The organism is Streptomyces sp. NBC_00539 (genome assembly GCF_036346105.1).
Lineage (GTDB): Bacteria > Actinomycetota > Actinomycetes > Streptomycetales > Streptomycetaceae > Streptomyces.
This window is the reverse complement of the sequence record NZ_CP107811.1, coordinates 3,291,929-3,308,329: the sequence shown is the minus strand read 5'-3', so window position 1 is coordinate 3,308,329 and position 16,401 is coordinate 3,291,929. Positions and strand designations below refer to the sequence as shown.

General features: G+C 72.6%; 19 protein-coding genes. 13 read left to right on the top strand and 6 right to left on the bottom strand.

Annotation, left to right across the window (positions count from 1 at the left end; all coding sequences use genetic code 11):
• Positions 1 to 85 precede the first annotated feature (85 nt).
• Both OG861_RS14675 and OG861_RS14670 read left to right on the top strand, forming a co-directional pair.
• On the top strand, positions 86 to 655 hold the full coding sequence (locus OG861_RS14675; protein WP_329196996.1) for a TetR/AcrR family transcriptional regulator: 570 nt from the start codon (positions 86 to 88) through the stop codon (positions 653 to 655).
• Positions 656 to 733: 78 nt separating this feature from the next.
• Positions 734 to 1,633, top strand: a complete 900-nt coding sequence (locus tag OG861_RS14670) for a phosphatidylinositol-specific phospholipase C (protein ID WP_329196998.1) — start codon at positions 734 to 736, stop codon at positions 1,631 to 1,633.
• Here the strand turns inward: OG861_RS14670 and OG861_RS14665 are convergent.
• From OG861_RS14665 to OG861_RS14645, 5 genes are all read right to left on the bottom strand, one after another.
• Positions 1,613 to 3,091, bottom strand: coding sequence for a HAMP domain-containing sensor histidine kinase (locus OG861_RS14665; RefSeq protein WP_329196999.1), 1,479 nt, complete (start codon positions 3,089 to 3,091; stop codon positions 1,613 to 1,615). The two genes, OG861_RS14670 and OG861_RS14665, sit on opposite strands and share 21 nt — an antisense overlap.
• Positions 3,088 to 3,837 carry a response regulator transcription factor gene (locus OG861_RS14660; RefSeq protein ID WP_329197000.1) on the bottom strand — a complete coding sequence of 250 codons (750 nt, stop codon included), beginning with the start codon at positions 3,835 to 3,837 and terminating at the stop codon, positions 3,088 to 3,090. The genes OG861_RS14665 and OG861_RS14660 overlap by 4 nt, the downstream gene beginning before the upstream one ends.
• Before the next feature lie 56 nt (positions 3,838 to 3,893).
• Positions 3,894 to 4,922 (bottom strand): S1C family serine protease, encoded by a 1,029-nt coding sequence (locus OG861_RS14655; RefSeq protein ID WP_329197001.1) that lies wholly within the window; start codon positions 4,920 to 4,922, stop codon positions 3,894 to 3,896.
• A 705-nt stretch (positions 4,923 to 5,627) separates the two neighbouring features.
• Positions 5,628 to 6,656 (bottom strand): LacI family DNA-binding transcriptional regulator, encoded by a 1,029-nt coding sequence (locus OG861_RS14650; RefSeq protein ID WP_190187235.1) that lies wholly within the window; start codon positions 6,654 to 6,656, stop codon positions 5,628 to 5,630.
• A gap of 24 nt (positions 6,657 to 6,680) precedes the next feature.
• A complete protein-coding gene (locus OG861_RS14645) occupies positions 6,681 to 7,460 on the bottom strand; it encodes a winged helix-turn-helix transcriptional regulator (protein WP_329197002.1) in 780 nt (259 codons plus the stop codon).
• Positions 7,461 to 7,839: 379 nt separating this feature from the next.
• Here OG861_RS14645 and OG861_RS14640 point away from each other — a divergent pair, with 379 nt between their 5' ends.
• From OG861_RS14640 to ygfZ, 10 genes are all read left to right on the top strand, one after another.
• Positions 7,840 to 8,094, top strand: coding sequence for a MoaD/ThiS family protein (locus OG861_RS14640; RefSeq protein WP_190187233.1), 255 nt, complete (start codon positions 7,840 to 7,842; stop codon positions 8,092 to 8,094).
• Positions 8,095 to 8,104: 10 nt separating this feature from the next.
• A complete protein-coding gene (locus tag OG861_RS14635; RefSeq protein WP_329197005.1) occupies positions 8,105 to 9,787 on the top strand; it encodes a hypothetical protein in 1,683 nt (560 codons plus the stop codon).
• Positions 9,788 to 9,864: 77 nt separating this feature from the next.
• Complete coding sequence (locus OG861_RS14630; RefSeq protein WP_329197007.1) at positions 9,865 to 10,578, top strand: LmeA family phospholipid-binding protein; 714 nt, start codon at positions 9,865 to 9,867, stop codon at positions 10,576 to 10,578.
• Between the two features lie 194 nt (positions 10,579 to 10,772).
• Positions 10,773 to 10,856 carry a putative leader peptide gene (locus OG861_RS34265; protein ID WP_443056774.1) on the top strand — a complete coding sequence of 28 codons (84 nt, stop codon included), beginning with the start codon at positions 10,773 to 10,775 and terminating at the stop codon, positions 10,854 to 10,856.
• Between the two features lie 191 nt (positions 10,857 to 11,047).
• A complete protein-coding gene (locus OG861_RS14625) occupies positions 11,048 to 11,893 on the top strand; it encodes a sulfurtransferase (protein WP_329197009.1) in 846 nt (281 codons plus the stop codon).
• A gap of 36 nt (positions 11,894 to 11,929) precedes the next feature.
• Positions 11,930 to 12,220 carry a DUF1416 domain-containing protein gene (locus OG861_RS14620; protein WP_030030422.1) on the top strand — a complete coding sequence of 97 codons (291 nt, stop codon included), beginning with the start codon at positions 11,930 to 11,932 and terminating at the stop codon, positions 12,218 to 12,220.
• Between the two features lie 110 nt (positions 12,221 to 12,330).
• A complete protein-coding gene (locus tag OG861_RS14615; RefSeq protein WP_229874108.1) occupies positions 12,331 to 12,621 on the top strand; it encodes a DUF3099 domain-containing protein in 291 nt (96 codons plus the stop codon).
• A gap of 346 nt (positions 12,622 to 12,967) precedes the next feature.
• Positions 12,968 to 13,540, top strand: a complete 573-nt coding sequence (locus OG861_RS14610) for an FABP family protein (protein WP_329197012.1) — start codon at positions 12,968 to 12,970, stop codon at positions 13,538 to 13,540.
• Positions 13,541 to 13,638: 98 nt separating this feature from the next.
• A complete protein-coding gene (locus OG861_RS14605) occupies positions 13,639 to 14,094 on the top strand; it encodes a Fur family transcriptional regulator (protein ID WP_329197014.1) in 456 nt (151 codons plus the stop codon).
• A 44-nt stretch (positions 14,095 to 14,138) separates the two neighbouring features.
• The gene (gene ygfZ, locus OG861_RS14600) at positions 14,139 to 15,107 is read left to right on the top strand and encodes a CAF17-like 4Fe-4S cluster assembly/insertion protein YgfZ (protein WP_329197016.1); all 969 of its coding nucleotides are present in this window, start codon (positions 14,139 to 14,141) and stop codon (positions 15,105 to 15,107) included.
• Positions 15,108 to 15,199: 92 nt separating this feature from the next.
• Here ygfZ and dtd read toward each other — a convergent pair whose 3' ends face one another.
• Positions 15,200 to 15,625, bottom strand: coding sequence for a D-aminoacyl-tRNA deacylase (gene dtd / locus OG861_RS14595; protein WP_329197018.1), 426 nt, complete (start codon positions 15,623 to 15,625; stop codon positions 15,200 to 15,202).
• A gap of 191 nt (positions 15,626 to 15,816) precedes the next feature.
• Here dtd and OG861_RS14590 point away from each other — a divergent pair, with 191 nt between their 5' ends.
• Positions 15,817 to 16,365 (top strand): RsiG family protein, encoded by a 549-nt coding sequence (locus OG861_RS14590; protein ID WP_443056567.1) that lies wholly within the window; start codon positions 15,817 to 15,819, stop codon positions 16,363 to 16,365.
• The last annotated feature ends 36 nt before the right edge of the window (positions 16,366 to 16,401 follow it).

Below are 16,401 nucleotides of genomic sequence, written 5' to 3'. Positions count from 1 at the left end.
GTACGACCCTGCCAGGATTTGGGCAGGCGCGCAATACATATGTCTTGGGCGTTCGCCCAAATGCTTGCGCGGATACGATCCCGCCATGGGAAATCGCGAGGACCTGCTGGCCGGAGCGCGCCGCTGCCTGGAGGAGAAGGGGTACCTGCGCACCACCGTGCGCGACATCGCATCGGCCGCGCAGGTGAGCATGGCCGCCATCGGCTACCACTTCGGATCGCGTGAGGCCCTGCTCAACCAGGCGCTGTCCGCGGCCATGGACGAATGGGCGGCCTCGGCCGGCCGGCTCGCCGGACAGGGGGACACCGCCGCCGAGCGCTACGCCGACATGTGGGACCGCAAGATCGCGGACTTCGGCGAGATGCGCTGGCTGTGGACGGCCTCCGTCGAGGCCTTCGTGCACGCGCAGTCCTCGCCCCCGCTGCTCGCGGTCCTCGCCGAAGACCAGCGCCGCTCCCGCCGGATGGTCGCGGCCCAGTGGCGGGGCGTGCCGCAGGAGGAGGTCGCGGAGGAGGACGTACGGGGCCTCGGGTCGGTGCACCTCGCGCTGCTGACCGGGGTGATGGTCCAGTGCCTCACCGACCCGGAGCAGGCGCCGAACGGGCGCGAGCTCGCCCAAGGCCTGCGCGCCATGGCCGAGTTGCTCGAAAGATGACCCGTACCGACGGGTAGTAATGGCCGCTGCCGCACGCCATACTCCGGTCCGACCACTGGACCGGAAAAAGGGGCGGGCATGGCACTGGATCGGCGTGGATTCCTCACCGGGGCGCTGGCGGCGGGCGCGGGCGCCGCGATGACCCTGGGGACCGCGGCCCCGGCATCGGCCCGGACGGCCCCCGCCGCGCGCGCCGCGCTCGGCACCCAGGACTGGATGGCCGGCCTCGCCGACTCCACCCCGCTCCAACGGATGACGATCCCCGGCACCCACGACTCGGGCGCCACCAAGGGCGGCCTCTACGTCGCCTGCCAGAACACCTCGATCGCCCAGCAGCTCGACTCCGGCATCCGGTTCCTCGACGTCCGCTGCCGCGTCACCGGCGGCTCCTTCGCCATCCACCACGCGGCGTTCTTCCAGGACCTGATGTTCGGCGACGTCCTCGTGGCCTGCTGGAACTTCCTCGCCGCGCACCCTTCCGAGACCGTCCTGATGCGGGTCAAGCAGGAGTACTCGGGCGAGAGCGACGCGACCTTCCGGGCCGTCTTCGACGACTACCTCGACAACCGCGGCTGGCGCCCCCTGTTCCGGATAGCCGACGCCCTGCCCGCCTCGCTCGGGCAGGCCCGCGGGAAGGTGGTGCTGCTCGCCGACAACGGCGGGCTGCCGGGTCTGCGCTACGGCGACGGCAACGTCTTCGACATCCAGGACGACTACAACGCCGAGCCGTTCGCCAAACGGGGCAAGATCGAGGACCAGTTCCGCCGGGCCGCGGGGCAGCCCGGCAAGCTCTTCGTGAACTACACCAGCACCGCCGCGTACATGCCGCCCCGCTGGAACTCCGACCGGCTCAATCCGCAGGTCCACGGCTTTGTCGACGGCGCGGAGTTGGCCGGCCGGATCGGGCTCGGCATCGTCCCCATGGACTTCCCGAACACCCGCTCCGGCCTGGTCGCCTCACTGATCCGGCACAACTGACGACGGCGGCGGCGGCGCGGGTGGCGACGTCGGCGGCGCGGCGGGCGGCGCGGGCGGCGGGGTCGGGGCGCCCGGGATGCGGAGCACCGCCTCCGTGCCCGGGCCGCCGTCCGCCGGCGCCCGCAGCTCGGCACTCCCGCCCGCACGGTCCGCCGTACGGGCCACGATCGACAGGCCCAGCCCGCTGCCGGGCAGGGCACGGGCCGACGGGGAGCGCCAGAACCGCTCGAAGACGTGCGGGAGGTCGTCGGCCGGGACGCCGGGCCCGTGGTCCCGTACGGTCAGCTCCCCGCCCCGCAGCGCCACTTCCACCGCGCCGCCCGGCGGGCTGAACTTCACGGCGTTGTCCAGCAGGTTGACCACCGCCCGCTCCAGCGCGGCCGCCTCGCCCCGTACGTACCAGGGCCGCAGGTCCGAACCGAAGACGAGTTCGGGACCGCGCAGGCGCGCCCGGGCCAGCGCGGTCTGCGCGATGTCGTGCAGGGCCACCACCTCCAGGCGTACGTGGGCCGCGGCATCCGGCCGGGACAGCTCCTGGAGGTCCCCGATCAGCGCCGCCAGCTCCGTCATCTGCGCCTTGACCGAGGCCAGCAGCTCCTTGCGGTCCTGCGGCGGGATGGCCCGGCCGGTCTCCTCGCTGCGCGCCAGCAGTTCGATGTTGGTCCGCAGAGAGGTCAGCGGAGTGCGCAGCTCGTGCCCGGCGTCCGCGATGAGCTGGGCCTGCCGGTCCCGGGACGAGGCCAGGGCAGCCGTCATCGAGTTGAACGACCGCGACAGGCGGGCGATCTCGTCGTCGCCCTCGTCCGGGATCCGAACGGTGAGGTCCTCGGTGCGCGCGATGTGCTCCACGGCGCCGGTGAGTTCGTCGACCGGCCGCAGACCCGTCCGCGCCACCCACAGCCCCGCCACGCCCGCGCCGACCACGCCGACGCCCGAGACGAACAGCAGCACCCAGGCCAGGGTGGACAGCGGCCTGTCGACGTCGGCGAGCGGTTTGGCGACGGAGATGGCCACGGTTCCGCCGACCGGCCCACTGACGTTCACCGGCTGGGTGTACACGCGCACCGGCGTGCCCTCGGTGGTGCGGCCGTCGTACAGCACGGGCCCGCGCCGGCCCTGGGCGACCTCGAGGTCGTACGCGGTCACGGGGAGGGTGTTCTTGCCGTCCACCCAGCACCGCCCGCCCGCGGGCAGGACGATCTGCACCTGGGCGCTCAGGTTGTTGACGATGGCGCCGGGCACCTTCTCGCGGCAGCCGACCTCCGACAGGGTCTGGTTGGCCTGCGCGCTGGCGTTGGTGGAGCGCAGGGAGCTGTCGAGCTGGTCCCGCAGCTGCGTACGGACCATGAACCAGCTGACGACGGCGACGGCCGCCACCGCCACCGCCACCGCTACGGTCACCAGCAGCGCCAGCCGGGAGCGCAGCGGCAGGGCACGGAACCGGTCGACCGGGCTCATTCCGGTCCGCTCTCACCGGCGCGCAGGACGTACCCCACCCCGCGCACGGTGTGCACGAGCCGGGGTTCGCCGCCCGCCTCGGTCTTGCGGCGCAGGTACATGACGTACACGTCGAGGGAGTTGGAGCTGGGCTCGAAGTCGAAGCCCCAGACCGTTTTCAGGATCTGCTCGCGGGTCAGGACCTGGCGGGGGTGGGAGAGGAACATCTCCAGCAGCGTGAACTCGGTACGGGTGAGTTCCACGGGGCGCCCGGCCCGGGTGACCTCGCGGGTGGCGAGGTCCATGCGCAGGTCGCCGAAGGCGAGGCCGTGCTCCGGCTGTGCGCCGCCGGGCGCGGGTGCGGCGTAGGCGCTGCGGCGCAGCAGGGCGCGGACCCGGGCGAAGAGCTCGTCCAGCTCGAAGGGCTTGACGAGGTAGTCGTCGGCCCCCGCGTCCAGCCCCGTGACGCGGTCGCCGACGGTGTCGCGGGCCGTCAGCATCAGGATCGGGGTGGTGCTGCCCGAGGCGCGCAGCCGGCGGGCGGCGGTCAGACCGTCCATGCGGGGCATCTGGATGTCCAGGACGATCAGGTCGGGGGCGTACGAAGCCGCCTTGTCGAGGGCGTCGAGCCCGTCGACGGCGGTCTGCGCCGCGTACCCCTCGAAGGCCAGGCTGCGGCGCAGGGCCTCACGGACGGCCGGCTCGTCATCGACGACGAGGACGCGCTGGGGGTCGCCTTCGGCGCTCCCGGCAGTCGTTGCAGCCATGGTCGGGTCCCCCAGGGTGGTGGTCGGTCGGTGATCGGCGGCTCCCCCAGGCTAGGTCAGTAGGAGTTGAGGCCGCTGTCGTCGCTGCCGCCGTTGTCGGTGCCGTTGTCGGCACCCGGTCCGGTGCCGGTTCCGCCGTGGCGCAGGGAGGACAGGTCGCCCTTGATCGTGTTGACCGGGATGGCGAAGCCGAGGCCGACGCTGCCGGCGCTGGAGCTGTCCGAGGAGGGCGAGTAGATCGCCGAGGGCATTCCGACGATCTCGCCGTTCATGTTGACGAGGGCGCCGCCGGAGTTGCCCGGGTTGAGGGAGGCGTCGGTCTGGATCGCCTTGTACGAGGTGCTGTCCTTGCCGGTGTCGCCGTTGAACTGCCGGCCGTCGTAGGAGAACGGCCAGCCGTCGCCGCCCTGGCGGCGCTGCGGGGGCTGCTCCTCGGACTTGGGGACGCTCACGTCCCGGTTCAGCGCCGAGACGATGCCGCTGGTGACGGTGCCGGTGAGGCGGTCGGGGGAGCCGATGGCGACGACCTGGTCGCCGACGCGCAGGTTGTCGGAGTTGCCGAGGTGGGCGGGCTTGAGGCCGGAGGCGCCCTGGAGCTTGATGAGGGCCAGGTCCTTGGCGGGGTCGGTGCCGAGGGTCTTGGCGGCGTACTTCTTGCCGTCGCTCATCGTCACCTGGATCTCGGAGGCGCCGGCGACGACGTGGTTGTTGGTGACGATCTCGCCGTCGGCGGTGAGGACGATGCCGGAGCCGGTGCCCTGGCCGGAGCCGGTGCGGGTGTCGATGCGGACGACGGAGGGGCTGACCTGTTCGGCCACGCCGGAGACGGTGCCGCTGCTGGACTGCGAGACGTTGGTGCCGGTGAAGGCGCCGGTGCCGGTGCCGTGCTGGGCGAGCAGCCCTTCCACGGCGGCGGCGGTCCCGCCGCCGACGAGGGCGGCGGCGAGCGCGACGGCGGCGAGCAGCGCGACGGGGCGGCGGGGACGTGGTGCGGCGGCCGCCGGCGGGTACGCGGGCGGCGGGTACGCGGGTGGCGGGGGGTACTCCTGCGGGTAGTTGCCTTCGCGGCGGAAGCTGTCGGTCATGTCCCAGACTGTGTCCCCGGATGATGAGAGCATTCTGAGTCCCGTCTGAGAAGCCCGACAGAACCGCGTATGCCCGATATAAGGTCCCGCCTCGACGCCGACAGAGCTGGGGCGGGGGCACGTTCGTGTGCGCCGCCGCTGCGGGGGCCGGCCCCCGAACCCCCGCGCCTCAAACGCCGGCGGGGCTGGAGGGGTGCGCCTCGATCGACGGCGGGGCTGGAGGGGTGCGCCTCCATCGCCGGCGGGCTGGAGGGGCCTCAAACGTCGGCGGGACCGGCAGGGGGGCGGGGCCCCGGGCCCCGCGTCCTGGGGCTGGGAGGGCTTCCAGCTGCTGCTGCTGGGAATCGCGGGGCTGGTGAGGGGGTCCGGGGCGGAGCTCCGGGGAACGGGGGAAGGGCGGGTAGGGGACAGCCCCGCAGGGCCCCACCGGCCCGCAGGCGTCAGCCTGCCCCGCCCGGGCACCGGCGGACGTCGGCGCAGCGCACCGAGGATCCGCAGGAATCCTCATCCGGCCCGCGGGCGCCAGGGGGCCCCGCCCCGGGAACCGACGGACGGAGTCCGGCGCAGCGCGCCGAAGCCCGCAAGGCCCGCCAGGGCCGAGCGGTGCGAGGCGCGCGTCGAGAGGGGTGACCCGCCAGGGCCGAGCGGTGCGAGGCGCGCGTCGAGTGGGGTGACCCGCCAGGGCCGAGCGGTGCGAGGGGCGCGTCAGGAAGGACGGCAGCCGCAGGAGCGGCGGATCACCAGGGCCGACGGGAACTGCTTCAGCCGCTCGCGGCGGGAGCCGGCCACGCGCAGGGCGTCGTCCAGGACGAGATCCACCGCCGCGCGGGCCATCGCCGGCCGGTCCGAGGCGATCGTCGTCAGCGGCGGGTCCGTCAGGGCGGCTTCCTTGACGTCGTCGAAGCCGGCCACCGCCAGCTCCCCCGGCACGTCGATCCGCAGCTCCCGAGCCGCCCGCAGCACGCCGATCGCCTGGTCGTCCGTCGCGCAGAAGATCGCCGGGGGCCGGTCCGGCCCCGACAGGACCTCCAGGGCCACCTTGTACGCGTCGTAGCGGTTGTACGGGGCCTCGAACAGCCGGCCCTCCACCGACCGCCCCGCCTCCAGCATCGCCCGGCGCCAGCCCTCGACGTGGTCCGCGACCGGGTCGCCCACCGACGGGGTGTTCTCGACGCCGCCGATGCAGGCCACGTACGGGTGCCCGTGCTCCAGCAGGTGCCGCGTCGCGAGCTGCGCGCCGCCGATGTCGTCGGTGATGACCGCGACGTCGTCGATCGCCTCGGGCCGCTCGTGCAGCAGCACGATCCGCGCGTCCCACGCCTCGATCTCCGACGCCGCGCGCTCGCTCATGCCCTGGCTGACCAGGATCAGGCCCGACACCCGCATGCCGAGGAAGGCCCGCAGGTAGTGGACCTCGCGCTCGTCGCGGTAGTCGGAGTTGCCGACCAGCACCATCTTCCCGCGCTCGGCGGCTGCCTGTTCGACCGCGTGCGCCATCTCCGCGAAGAACGGCTGCCGCGCGTCGGGCACGATCATGCCTATGAGGTCGGTGCGCCGCGAGGCCATCGCCTGGGCCACCCGGTCTGGCCGGTAGCCCAGGTCCTTGATGGCGGCGAGTACACGCTCGCGCGTGGCCGGGGCAACCGGCCGGGGTCCGTTATTGATGACGTAGCTCACGACGGCGGTAGAGGTACCCGCAAGTCGCGCCACGTCATCCCGCGTCACCTTGGCCACGCGCGGCAGTCTACGCGGGGTGACCTACCTCTGGGCAGGGCGTCCTGCCGACTGGACCGTTACCGGTGCTTCCTCCATACGGGGGAGGGCCGCGGCGGCCTGGGCCGCCGCTTCCGCGGCCGCCCGCTCCACCTTCTCCGGCGTGACGAAGCGGTAGCCGACGTTGCGCACCGTACCGATCAGCGACTCGTGCTCGGGGCCGAGCTTGGCACGCAGCCGCCGGACGTGGACGTCCACCGTCCGGGTGCCGCCGAAGTAGTCGTAGCCCCACACCTCCTGGAGGAGCTGGGCGCGCGTGAAGACCCGGCCCGGGTGCTGGGCGAGGTACTTGAGCAGCTCGAACTCCTTGAAGGTGAGGTCCAGGACCCGCCCCTTGAGCTTCGCGGAGTACGTCGCCTCGTCGACCGACAGGTCACCGTTGCGGATCTCCATCGGGGAGTCGTCCGAGCCGAGCTGCTGCCGGCCGGTGGCCAGCCGCAGCCGCGCCTCGACCTCGGCCGGTCCGGCGGTGTCGAGGAGGACGTCGTCGATGCCCCAGTCGGCGGTCACGGCCGCGAGGCCGCCCTCGGTGACGACGAGGAGCAGCGGGCAGCCGGGCCCGGTGGAGCGCAGCAGCTGGCACAGCGAGCGCACCTGCGGGAGGTCGCGGCGGCCGTCGATGAGGATCACGTCGGCGCCGGGCGTGTCCACGAGGGCCGGGCCCTCCGCGGGGGCGACCCGGACGTTGTGCAGCAGCAGGCCGAGGGCGGGCAGCACCTCGGCGGACGGCTGCAGGGCGTTGGTGAGGAGCAGGAGCGAGCTCATGCCCGACCACCTGCCCGGGTCGGGTGGTCGTGCACGCCCGTGTGCGCGTGCACGGTTCGCTGGTCCATCACTCGGTTCCTCCTCGGTCCCGTCGAGGACTTTCGCGGCACTGCTTCGTACGACTTCGTGCGGCGCCTGCCCGGTCCCCGCGCCCTGAGGCCCGGACGGCACCTGTTCTCGGTCCGTTCAACGTGCTGAAAGCACAAAAGGACCCGGGGGCAACGTTGCCCGGATCCTCTGCACCGCCAGGATAGCCCACCTGCCCTCGAGGGGCCGAGGTTCCCGCTGATCCCGCTTCTGTGGTTCCCGCCACGCCGGGCATCCGGTGGGAGGCGTCATCATGGAGGCCGACGGTAGAGAGCCGACGATGGGAGCAGCAGTGGCAACCGGAACCATCCGCTACTGGGCGGCGGCCAAGGCCGCGGCCGAGACGGCGGAGGAGCCGTACTCGGCGCGCACGCTGGCCGAGGCGCTGGACGCCGTGCGGGAACGCCACCCGGGTGAACTGACCCGGGTCCTGCTGCGCTGCTCCTTCCTCGTGAACGACGAGCCTGTGGGCAAGCGCCCGCACGATGCCGTCCTGCTGACGGAAGGGGGCACCGTCGAGGTGCTCCCGCCGTTCGCGGGCGGGTGAGCGGGAGCCGATGAGCAACTCCGACGAACAGCAGCCGCAGCCGCACGAGCCGCACCAACAGCCCCGTGGGCGGCACGGGCGGCACGGGCACGAGCAGCACGGGCACGCGCAGCACGGGCACGAGCAGGCCCCGTACGGGACCCAGACCTGGCAGTCCGAGACCTGGGAGACCGGCTACCAGCCGGTGCAGCAGGCCCCGCAGTCGCCCGCTCCGCCGCTGGGCGGGGTGCCGGGCCAGCAGCAGCCGCCCGTCGCGCCCGACGGATGGTTCCGCGACGAGGCCCCGGCGGGCCCGGGCCAGGCGCCGTCCGGGTGGGCCGCCGAGACCGCGTACCTGCCGCCGTACCGGGAGCAGCCTCCCGTACAGCCCCAGCCCCAGCCCCAGCCCCAGCCCCAGCCGCAGCAGCAGCCCGTCGCGCCCGAGGGGTGGTTCCGCGAGGAGGCCCCGGCGGCCGCGGCGCAGGCGCCCGCGTCCGAGTGGGCGGCCGAGACGGCGTACCTGCCGCCGGTGAGGGAGGACGCCGGCCCGCAGGGCTGGTTCCGCGAGGAGGCCCAGGCACCCGCACCCGATGGGAACTGGGCCGGGTCCGCGGCCTACCTCCCGCCCCAGGCGGCCGCTCCCCAGGCCCCGGACGCCGCGGCCACCGCGTACCTGCCGCCGGTCCGGAACGACGACGCCGCGGCCACCGCCTACCTGCCCCCGGTCCGGAACGACGACGCCGCGGCCACCGCCTACCTGCCGCCGGTCCCGGGCAACGACTCCGGGGCCACGGCCTACCTGCCGCCGGTCCCGGGCAACGACTCCGGGGCCACGGCCTACCTGCCGCCGATCACGGACGCGACGGCCCCGCCGGTGCAGGCCGCACCGGCCGCGCACGCCGCGCCCGACGAGGAGCCCGAGTACTCGCCGCCCACCCTGGCGGGGAACACGCTGCGCGCCGTCGACCCCGCGCAGGCCCGCGCCGAGGGCCGGTCGCCGATCATCGACCCCGGCCCGCAGTCGGCCGTACTGACCGCCGCCCTCGGGCTGCTGCTGGCCGGCGCCGCCGCGTTCGGCGACCTCGCGCTGCTCGTGCCGCTGATCGCCCTCCAGGGGCTCACCGCGGCCGGCTGGTTCCGCCTCAACGGCATGTGGCCCGCCCGCCAGGGCATCGTCCTCGCCTTCGCCGGAGCCGTCGTCGCCGACGCGGCGGTGCTCGCGGTGGACGACGTGTACGGCCCCGGCGCGATCATCGGCACCCTCGGTGCCTGGGTGCTGCTCACGCTGGTCCTCCAACTGCGCAGCCACGCAGACCCCGACGAGCGGATGTACGGGCTGATGGCCTCGGTGGCCTCCGCGGCACTCGCCATCGTCTGCGCCGGGTTCCTGGCCGCGGGCTCGCCCGCCGTCGGCGTCGGCGCGACAGCGGTGGCGGTGGCCGTCTTCGCCCGCGCGCTGCCGCTCCCGACCCCGGCCTCCGTCGCCGTCTCGCTGGCCGCCGCGGCCGGCGCGGGCATCGCGGTCGGTTCGCTGAACGGTCTCGGGGCAGGCGGGGCACTGGTCGGTCTGGCCGCCGGTGTGTGCGCGCTGGTCGGCCTGCGGGTGGCCGCGTACGACTACCCGTCGAAGTTCGTGCACATGACGGCCGGTGTCGCGCTGCCGCTCGCGGCCGCCGCCCCTGCCGTCTACCTGATGGGCCGGGTGGTCGGCTGACCGCCGTGCTGACGGCGGCCACATGGCCGGACATGGTCAACTAGAGCGCACGTACCGATCAGTAGGGGGAGGGGAACGTGCGTCTTCTACGCGCCGTCGTCATCATCGCAGTGATCCTGGGCGGGCTCTTCGTGGGCGTCGACCGCTGGGCGGTCGGTTACGCCGAGAACCGGCTCGCCGACCGGATACAGGCCCGGCAGGGGCTCGCGGGCAGTGCGGAGGTGGACATCCACGGGTTCCCGTTCCTGACGCAGGCGCTCAGCCACGACCTCGACCAGGTCGACGTCACCCTCAAGGGCGTCGAGGCCACCGCGGACGGCCGCAAGACCCGCCTCACCCGGCTCGACGCCGCCTTCCACGGGGTGAAGCTGAACGGCGACTACAGCGGCGGCACGGCCCGGCGCGCCGAGGGCACCGCCTTCGTCTCGTACGCGGACCTGACCGAGGCCTCGCAGACCGGTGTCACCGTCGCCTACGGCGGCACGCCGGGCAAGGTGAAGGTCACCGCCCGGGTGGAGATCCTCGGCAAGACCCTGACGCGCAGCGTCGTGTCGACGGTCAGCCTCGCGGACGCCCCGTCCGGCAAGGGGAAGATCGTCCGGGTGCACGCCGACGAGGTGCCGGGGGAGGGGATCCCCGGTATCGAGCGGCTCATCCGCAAGCAGACGGACTTCGACCGCTCCGTCGACGGCGGCCTGCCGGCCGGGCTCCAGCTCTCCACGCTGACCTCGGACGAGCAGGGCGTACACCTCTCCCTGACGGGTACGGACGTGGTCCTGGCCGGCCAGTAGGACGACCCGGCCCGCACGGTGGCCGGATCGTGAGACGGACGGTCCGATCCGCAGGAGAACGGGCCGCAACGAAGAGCCCCGGAGGCCGTACCACGGCCTCCGGGGCTCTTCACATCCCGCCATTCGGACGATCCTGTCTCGGAATATGACACACCGGTGACAGGGCGGCCGATTCGTCCCTACGATCCCTACCTATGAAGCATCAGCAGGCGGACCTCACGAAGCGGCGGGCAGTAGACCTGTGTCGCGTCGCCGCCATGCTCTGTCGCTCCGTCTAGCGGTGTGAGCCCTTCCGCTCCACCGGCCGTCGACGGCCTTTCCCGCGTGACCGATTCCGCGACCCGCCCGGCTGCCCCCTGACGCCTCCCCGCGCAGGGCTCACGGCCGGTCGCCGGAGCACCGCGCACGAGCACCACCCCGCAGCAGCACCCGCACCGTCCCGCCGCACACTGCCCCGGAGGAGAACACCATGAGCCGCAGCGACGTCCTCGTCGACGCCGACTGGGTCGAGGCCCACCTGAACGACGCCAACGTCGTCATCGTCGAGGTGGACGAGGACACGTCCGCGTACGACAAGAACCACATCACCAACGCCGTCCGGATCGACTGGAAGAGCGACCTCCAGGACCCGGTCCGCCGCGACTTCGTGGACCAGGAGGGCTTCGAGAAGCTGCTGTCCGCCAAGGGCATCTCCAACGACGACACCGTCGTCCTCTACGGCGGCAACAACAACTGGTTCGCTTCCTACGCCTACTGGTACTTCAAGCTCTACGGCCACCAGGACGTCCGCCTGCTCGACGGCGGCCGCAAGAAGTGGGAGCTCGACTCCCGCGACCTGGTCGACGGCAAGGACGTCCCGAACCGCCCGGCCACCCAGTACAAGGCCAAGCCCCAGGACGCCTCGATCCGCGCCTTCCGCGACGACGTCGTCGCCGCGATCGGCAACCAGAACCTGGTGGACGTCCGCTCGCCCGACGAGTTCTCCGGCAAGCTGCTCGCCCCGGCGCACCTCCCGCAGGAGCAGTCGCAGCGCCCCGGCCACGTGCCGAGCGCCCGCAACATCCCGTGGTCGAAGAACGCCAACGACGACGGCACCTTCAAGTCCGACGAAGAGCTGACCGCCCTCTACGAGGCCGAGCAGGTGGACCTGTCCAAGGACACCATCGCCTACTGCCGCATCGGCGAGCGCTCCGCGCTCACGTGGTTCGTGCTGCACGAGCTCCTGGGCCAGGAGAACGTCAAGAACTACGACGGCTCCTGGACCGAGTACGGCTCGCTGGTCGGCGTGCCGATCGAGCTCGGTCCGAACAAGTAACCAGCACAAGCCCTCTCCAGGACAGGACAGAGAAACATGTGTGGAGCACAGATCGGCGGGCCCGACCTCGCCACGCTCAAGCCCGGTGAGACCGCCATCCAGGGCCAGGTGACCAAGGACGGCGAGCCCGTCAGCGGTTACGTGCGGCTGCTGGATTCGACCGGCGAGTTCACCGCCGAGGTCCCGACCTCGGCCACCGGCCAGTTCCGCTTCTACGCCGCCACCGGCTCCTGGACGCTGCGGGCGCTCGTCCCCGGTGCCCAGGCGGACCGTGCCGTCGTCGTCGCCGAGGCCGGCGGAGTGACGGACGTGGCGATCGCGGTCTGACCGCTGCTCCACGTACGACCGGCCGAAGGGCCGCACCCCAGGGGGTTGGACGCCACTGGAACGGGGTGCGGCCCTTCGTGCCGTCCGGGATCCCGCCCTACTCTGGAGGTATGTACGCCAGGAGGCGCCGCGTCTACTTCCTGATGATGGGCGGCTGCCTGTTCCTCTTCGTCTCCGCCTGGGCCTTCGTACGCCTGTGGTCGGTCGAGGCCGCCGTCGCGCTGTGCGTCGTCGCCATGGTCATCCCCCCGGTCGCCGCCATGATCGCGAACCGGCGCGGCCCGGACGACCGCTGGTGGGACGACCCGTCGGGCGATCCCAAGTCCGACGAATGGTGGGACGAACTGGACGGAAAGCGGCGCCGGTACGACGGGAACGGCGACCCGAATCCACCGCAATGAGGGAGCGGCGCCGTTCCTCCCCGTGCACCGGGCGCCGATCCTCCCCGTGCGCCAGGCGCTGGTCCTGCAGAGCCGGCTGCCGGCCTGAGGGCGGGTACGGCCTACCTCACAGAGTGCGCCGGTCTCCGGGCCAGTAGGCTTGGGGACCGGCCCGTACACCGCACCGAATCCTCCGAGGAGCACCCCGTGCTTGAGGCAGTCTTCACTTCCCTGCTGATCCTGGTCTGCGTCGGCGTCCTCGCCTTCACCGGCCTGGCCGTGAAGAAGCTGTACCAGGGTCAGCGCTGAGCATCCGCCGCGCCGACCGCCCCGGAACCCCTCACACAGATCGTCTGAGCAGCCACCCATGATCCAGATCCCGTCCGACCTGAACCCGGGCCTCGTGCCCCTCGCCTTCCTCCTCGGTACCTGGGAGGGCGCGGGCGTCTTCGACTTCCCCGGTGAGGAGAAGTGCAACTTCGGCCAGGAAGTCGTCTTCAGCCACGACGGCCGGGACTTCTTGGAGTACACCTCCCACAGCTGGGTCCTCGACGCCGAGGGCAACAAGGTGCGGCCGCTGGAGTCCGAGTCCGGCTACTGGCGCATCGACGGGGACCGCAAGGTCGAGATCGTCATGGTCCGCGACCAGGGCGTCGTCGAGGTCTGGTACGGCGAGCTCGCCGACCAGAAGCCCCAGATCGACCTGGTGACGGACGCCGTCGCGCGCACCGCGGCCTCCGGCCCGTACAGCGGCGGCAAGCGGCTCTACGGCTACGTCAAGAGCGACCTGATGTGGGTCGGCGAGAAGGCCACCCCGGAGGTCGAGCTGCGCCCGTACATGTCGGCCCAGCTCAAGAAGGTCGTCACGCCCGAGGAGGTCGCCGAGATGGCGCGCAACCTCCCGGACATGCCGGACGACGGCATCGCGTTCTTCCGCTGAGCCGCAGGTCCGCCCAGGCCCGCGCAAGGCCGCAGCGCACGCGAGAAGGGGACCTCGGGACCGCCCGCAGGTCCCCTTCGCGCGCTTACACTTGCCGGGTGGTGAGCACCGAGAGCACCGAAGGCACCGATTGGAAGACCGACCTGCGGCGGCGCGGCTACCGGCTGACACCGCAGCGCCAGCTCGTGCTGGAGGCGGTCGACGCCCTGGAGCACGGCACCCCTGACGAGATCCTCGTCCAGGTGCGCAAGACGGCCTCCGGGGTCAACATCTCCACCGTCTACCGGACGCTGGAGCTGCTCGAAGAGCTGGGTCTGGTCTCGCACGCCCACCTCGGGCACGGCGCCCCCACCTACCACCTCGCGGACCGGCACCACCACATCCACCTGGTCTGCCGCGACTGCGCCGAGGTGATCGAGGCCGATGTGGACATCGCCTCCGAGTTCACCGCGAAGCTCCGTACCACCTTCGGTTTCGAGACCGACATGAAGCACTTCGCGATCTTCGGACTGTGCGCCGGCTGCGCCGCCGAGCACCGCTCCGGCTCCGCCTGAGGCTCCGCCCCGGCCCTGCCCGGGAGGGCCGTACGCTTGGTGCCATGACCAGCAGCCCCTTGCTCCATCTCCCCGGCGCCGTACCGGCCGAAGGCCGCGACGAGGGCGTCGCCGCCCACTACGGAGAGCTGTACGGCGAACAGCGCGCCCTCGCGGACGGCCGGGGCTTCGTAGACCTCTCCCACCGCGGAGTCATCACCGTCACCGGACCGGACCGGCTGAGCTGGCTGCACCTGCTGCTCACCCAGCACGTCACCGATCTGCCGCCGGGGCAGGCCACCGAGGCGCTGATCCTCTCCGCGCACGGGCACATCGAGCACGCGCTGTACCTCGTGGACGACGGCGAGACGGTGTGGGCGCACGTCGAGCCCGGCACGCAGGAGGCGCTGATCGCCTACCTGGAGTCGATGAAGTTCTTCTACCGCGTCGAGGTGGCGGACCGCACCGCCGACTTCGCGGTCGTGCACCTGCCGGCCGGCTCCATCGCCGAAGTCGCCAAGGTACTCGCCGTACGCGAGACCCCCCACGGCCGCGACGTGTTCGTCCCGCGCGGTGACCTGGAGGCCTTCGCCGCGGCCCACGGCCCGGCCGCGGGCCTGCTGGCGTACGAGGCGCTGCGCGTGGAGGCGCACCGGCCGCGGCTCGGCCAGGAGACCGACCACCGCACGATCCCGCACGAGCTGGGCTGGATCGGCACCGCCGTGCACCTCCAGAAGGGGTGCTACCGGGGTCAGGAGACGGTGGCCCGCGTCCACAACCTGGGCAAGCCCCCGCGCCGTCTGGTCTTCCTGCACCTGGACGGCTCGGAGGTGCTGCTGCCCGCGCACGGGACGCCCGTACGGCTCGCCTCGGACGGGGAGGAGGGACGGCAGCTCGGCTTCGTGACCACCGCCGTCCGCCACCACGAGCTGGGGCCGATCGCGCTGGCACTGGTCAAGCGGAACGTTCCGGTGGACGCGCCGCTGCTGGTCGGCACGACGGCCGCCGCGCAGGAGGTCGTGGTCGCGCCCTGACGGCCGGGGCGCCGTCCCCGCCGGGACGCCGTCCCCCGCCGGGACTTCGTATACGACAGGACGCCGTATACGAAGCGGACGTCCCGGACCGCTCAGACGTCGATGACGATGGTGAACGGGCCGTGGTTGGTGAGCGAGACGCGCATGTCCGCACCGAACCGGCCCGTCTCCACGGTCGCGCCGAGCGCGCGCAGCTGCGCCACCACCTCGTCGACCAGCGGCTCGGCCACCGGTCCGGGCGCGGCCGCGTTCCAGGTGGGCCGGCGGCCCTTGCGGGCGTCCCCGTAGAGCGTGAACTGGGAGATCACCAACAGCGGCGCGTTCACGTCGCTGCAGGACTTCTCGGCCTCCAGGATCCGCACCGACCACAGCTTGCGGGCCAGCAGCGCCGCCTTCTCCGGCGTGTCGTCGTGGGTGACCCCCACCAGGACGCACAGTCCCTCGCCGACGATCTCCCCGACGGTCTCGCCGGCCACCACGACGCTCGCGCCGTCCACCCTCTGCACCACTGCTCGCATACCACCTGTGTACCAGGCGTGCACCCGTCCGGGGCCGATCGGGTGGCGTGGGACTGCGTCGGCACCGCGGTCAGTGGCACGATGCAGTGAGGCGGTGCCCCCAGCACCGGTCGAGGGGACGGACACGAACGATGAACACCTCTGGTACCTCCGTACCTGTACCCACGTCAGCCACGTCAGCCATGTCAGCCATGTCAGCCATGTCGGCCATGCCATCGGCAGGCCGCCCGCCCGCCCAGCGCAACGGCGACGGCCCGGGACCGACCATCCCGGCCACCGCCCTCGGGCTGCGGGAACTGCGCGCGATGCGCCGCGACGCGCAGCGCGACGAGGCCGACCTGAGCTACGTACGCAGACTCCTGCACGGCCGCATCGACATCCTGCGTGCGGAGCTGGCCCGGCGTACGGACCCCGAGGCGCCGGTGGTGGACCGGCTCTCGGAGATCCTCGCCGACGCCCCGTCCAGCCGCAGCGCCTCCGCCCGGCACGTCACGCTCGGCACCCCGCAGAGCGAGGAGTCCCGGCTGCTGGCGGCCGAGATGCTGTCGGACGTGGAGCTGTCGGACCTGGGCGCCCGGACGGACGCCGAACTGCACGAGGCGATGGCCCGGCTGCTCCGCTACGAGCAGCAGGTCTCGCGGCGCAGGCAGCAGTTGCAGCGCATGGCGGACGACTCCAGCGCGGAGATCACCCGGCGCTACCGGGAGGGCGAGGCACAGGTGGACGACCTGCTGGCGTAGCGCGGGGGCCCGTCCCGCCCGCGCCGAAAATCAGGC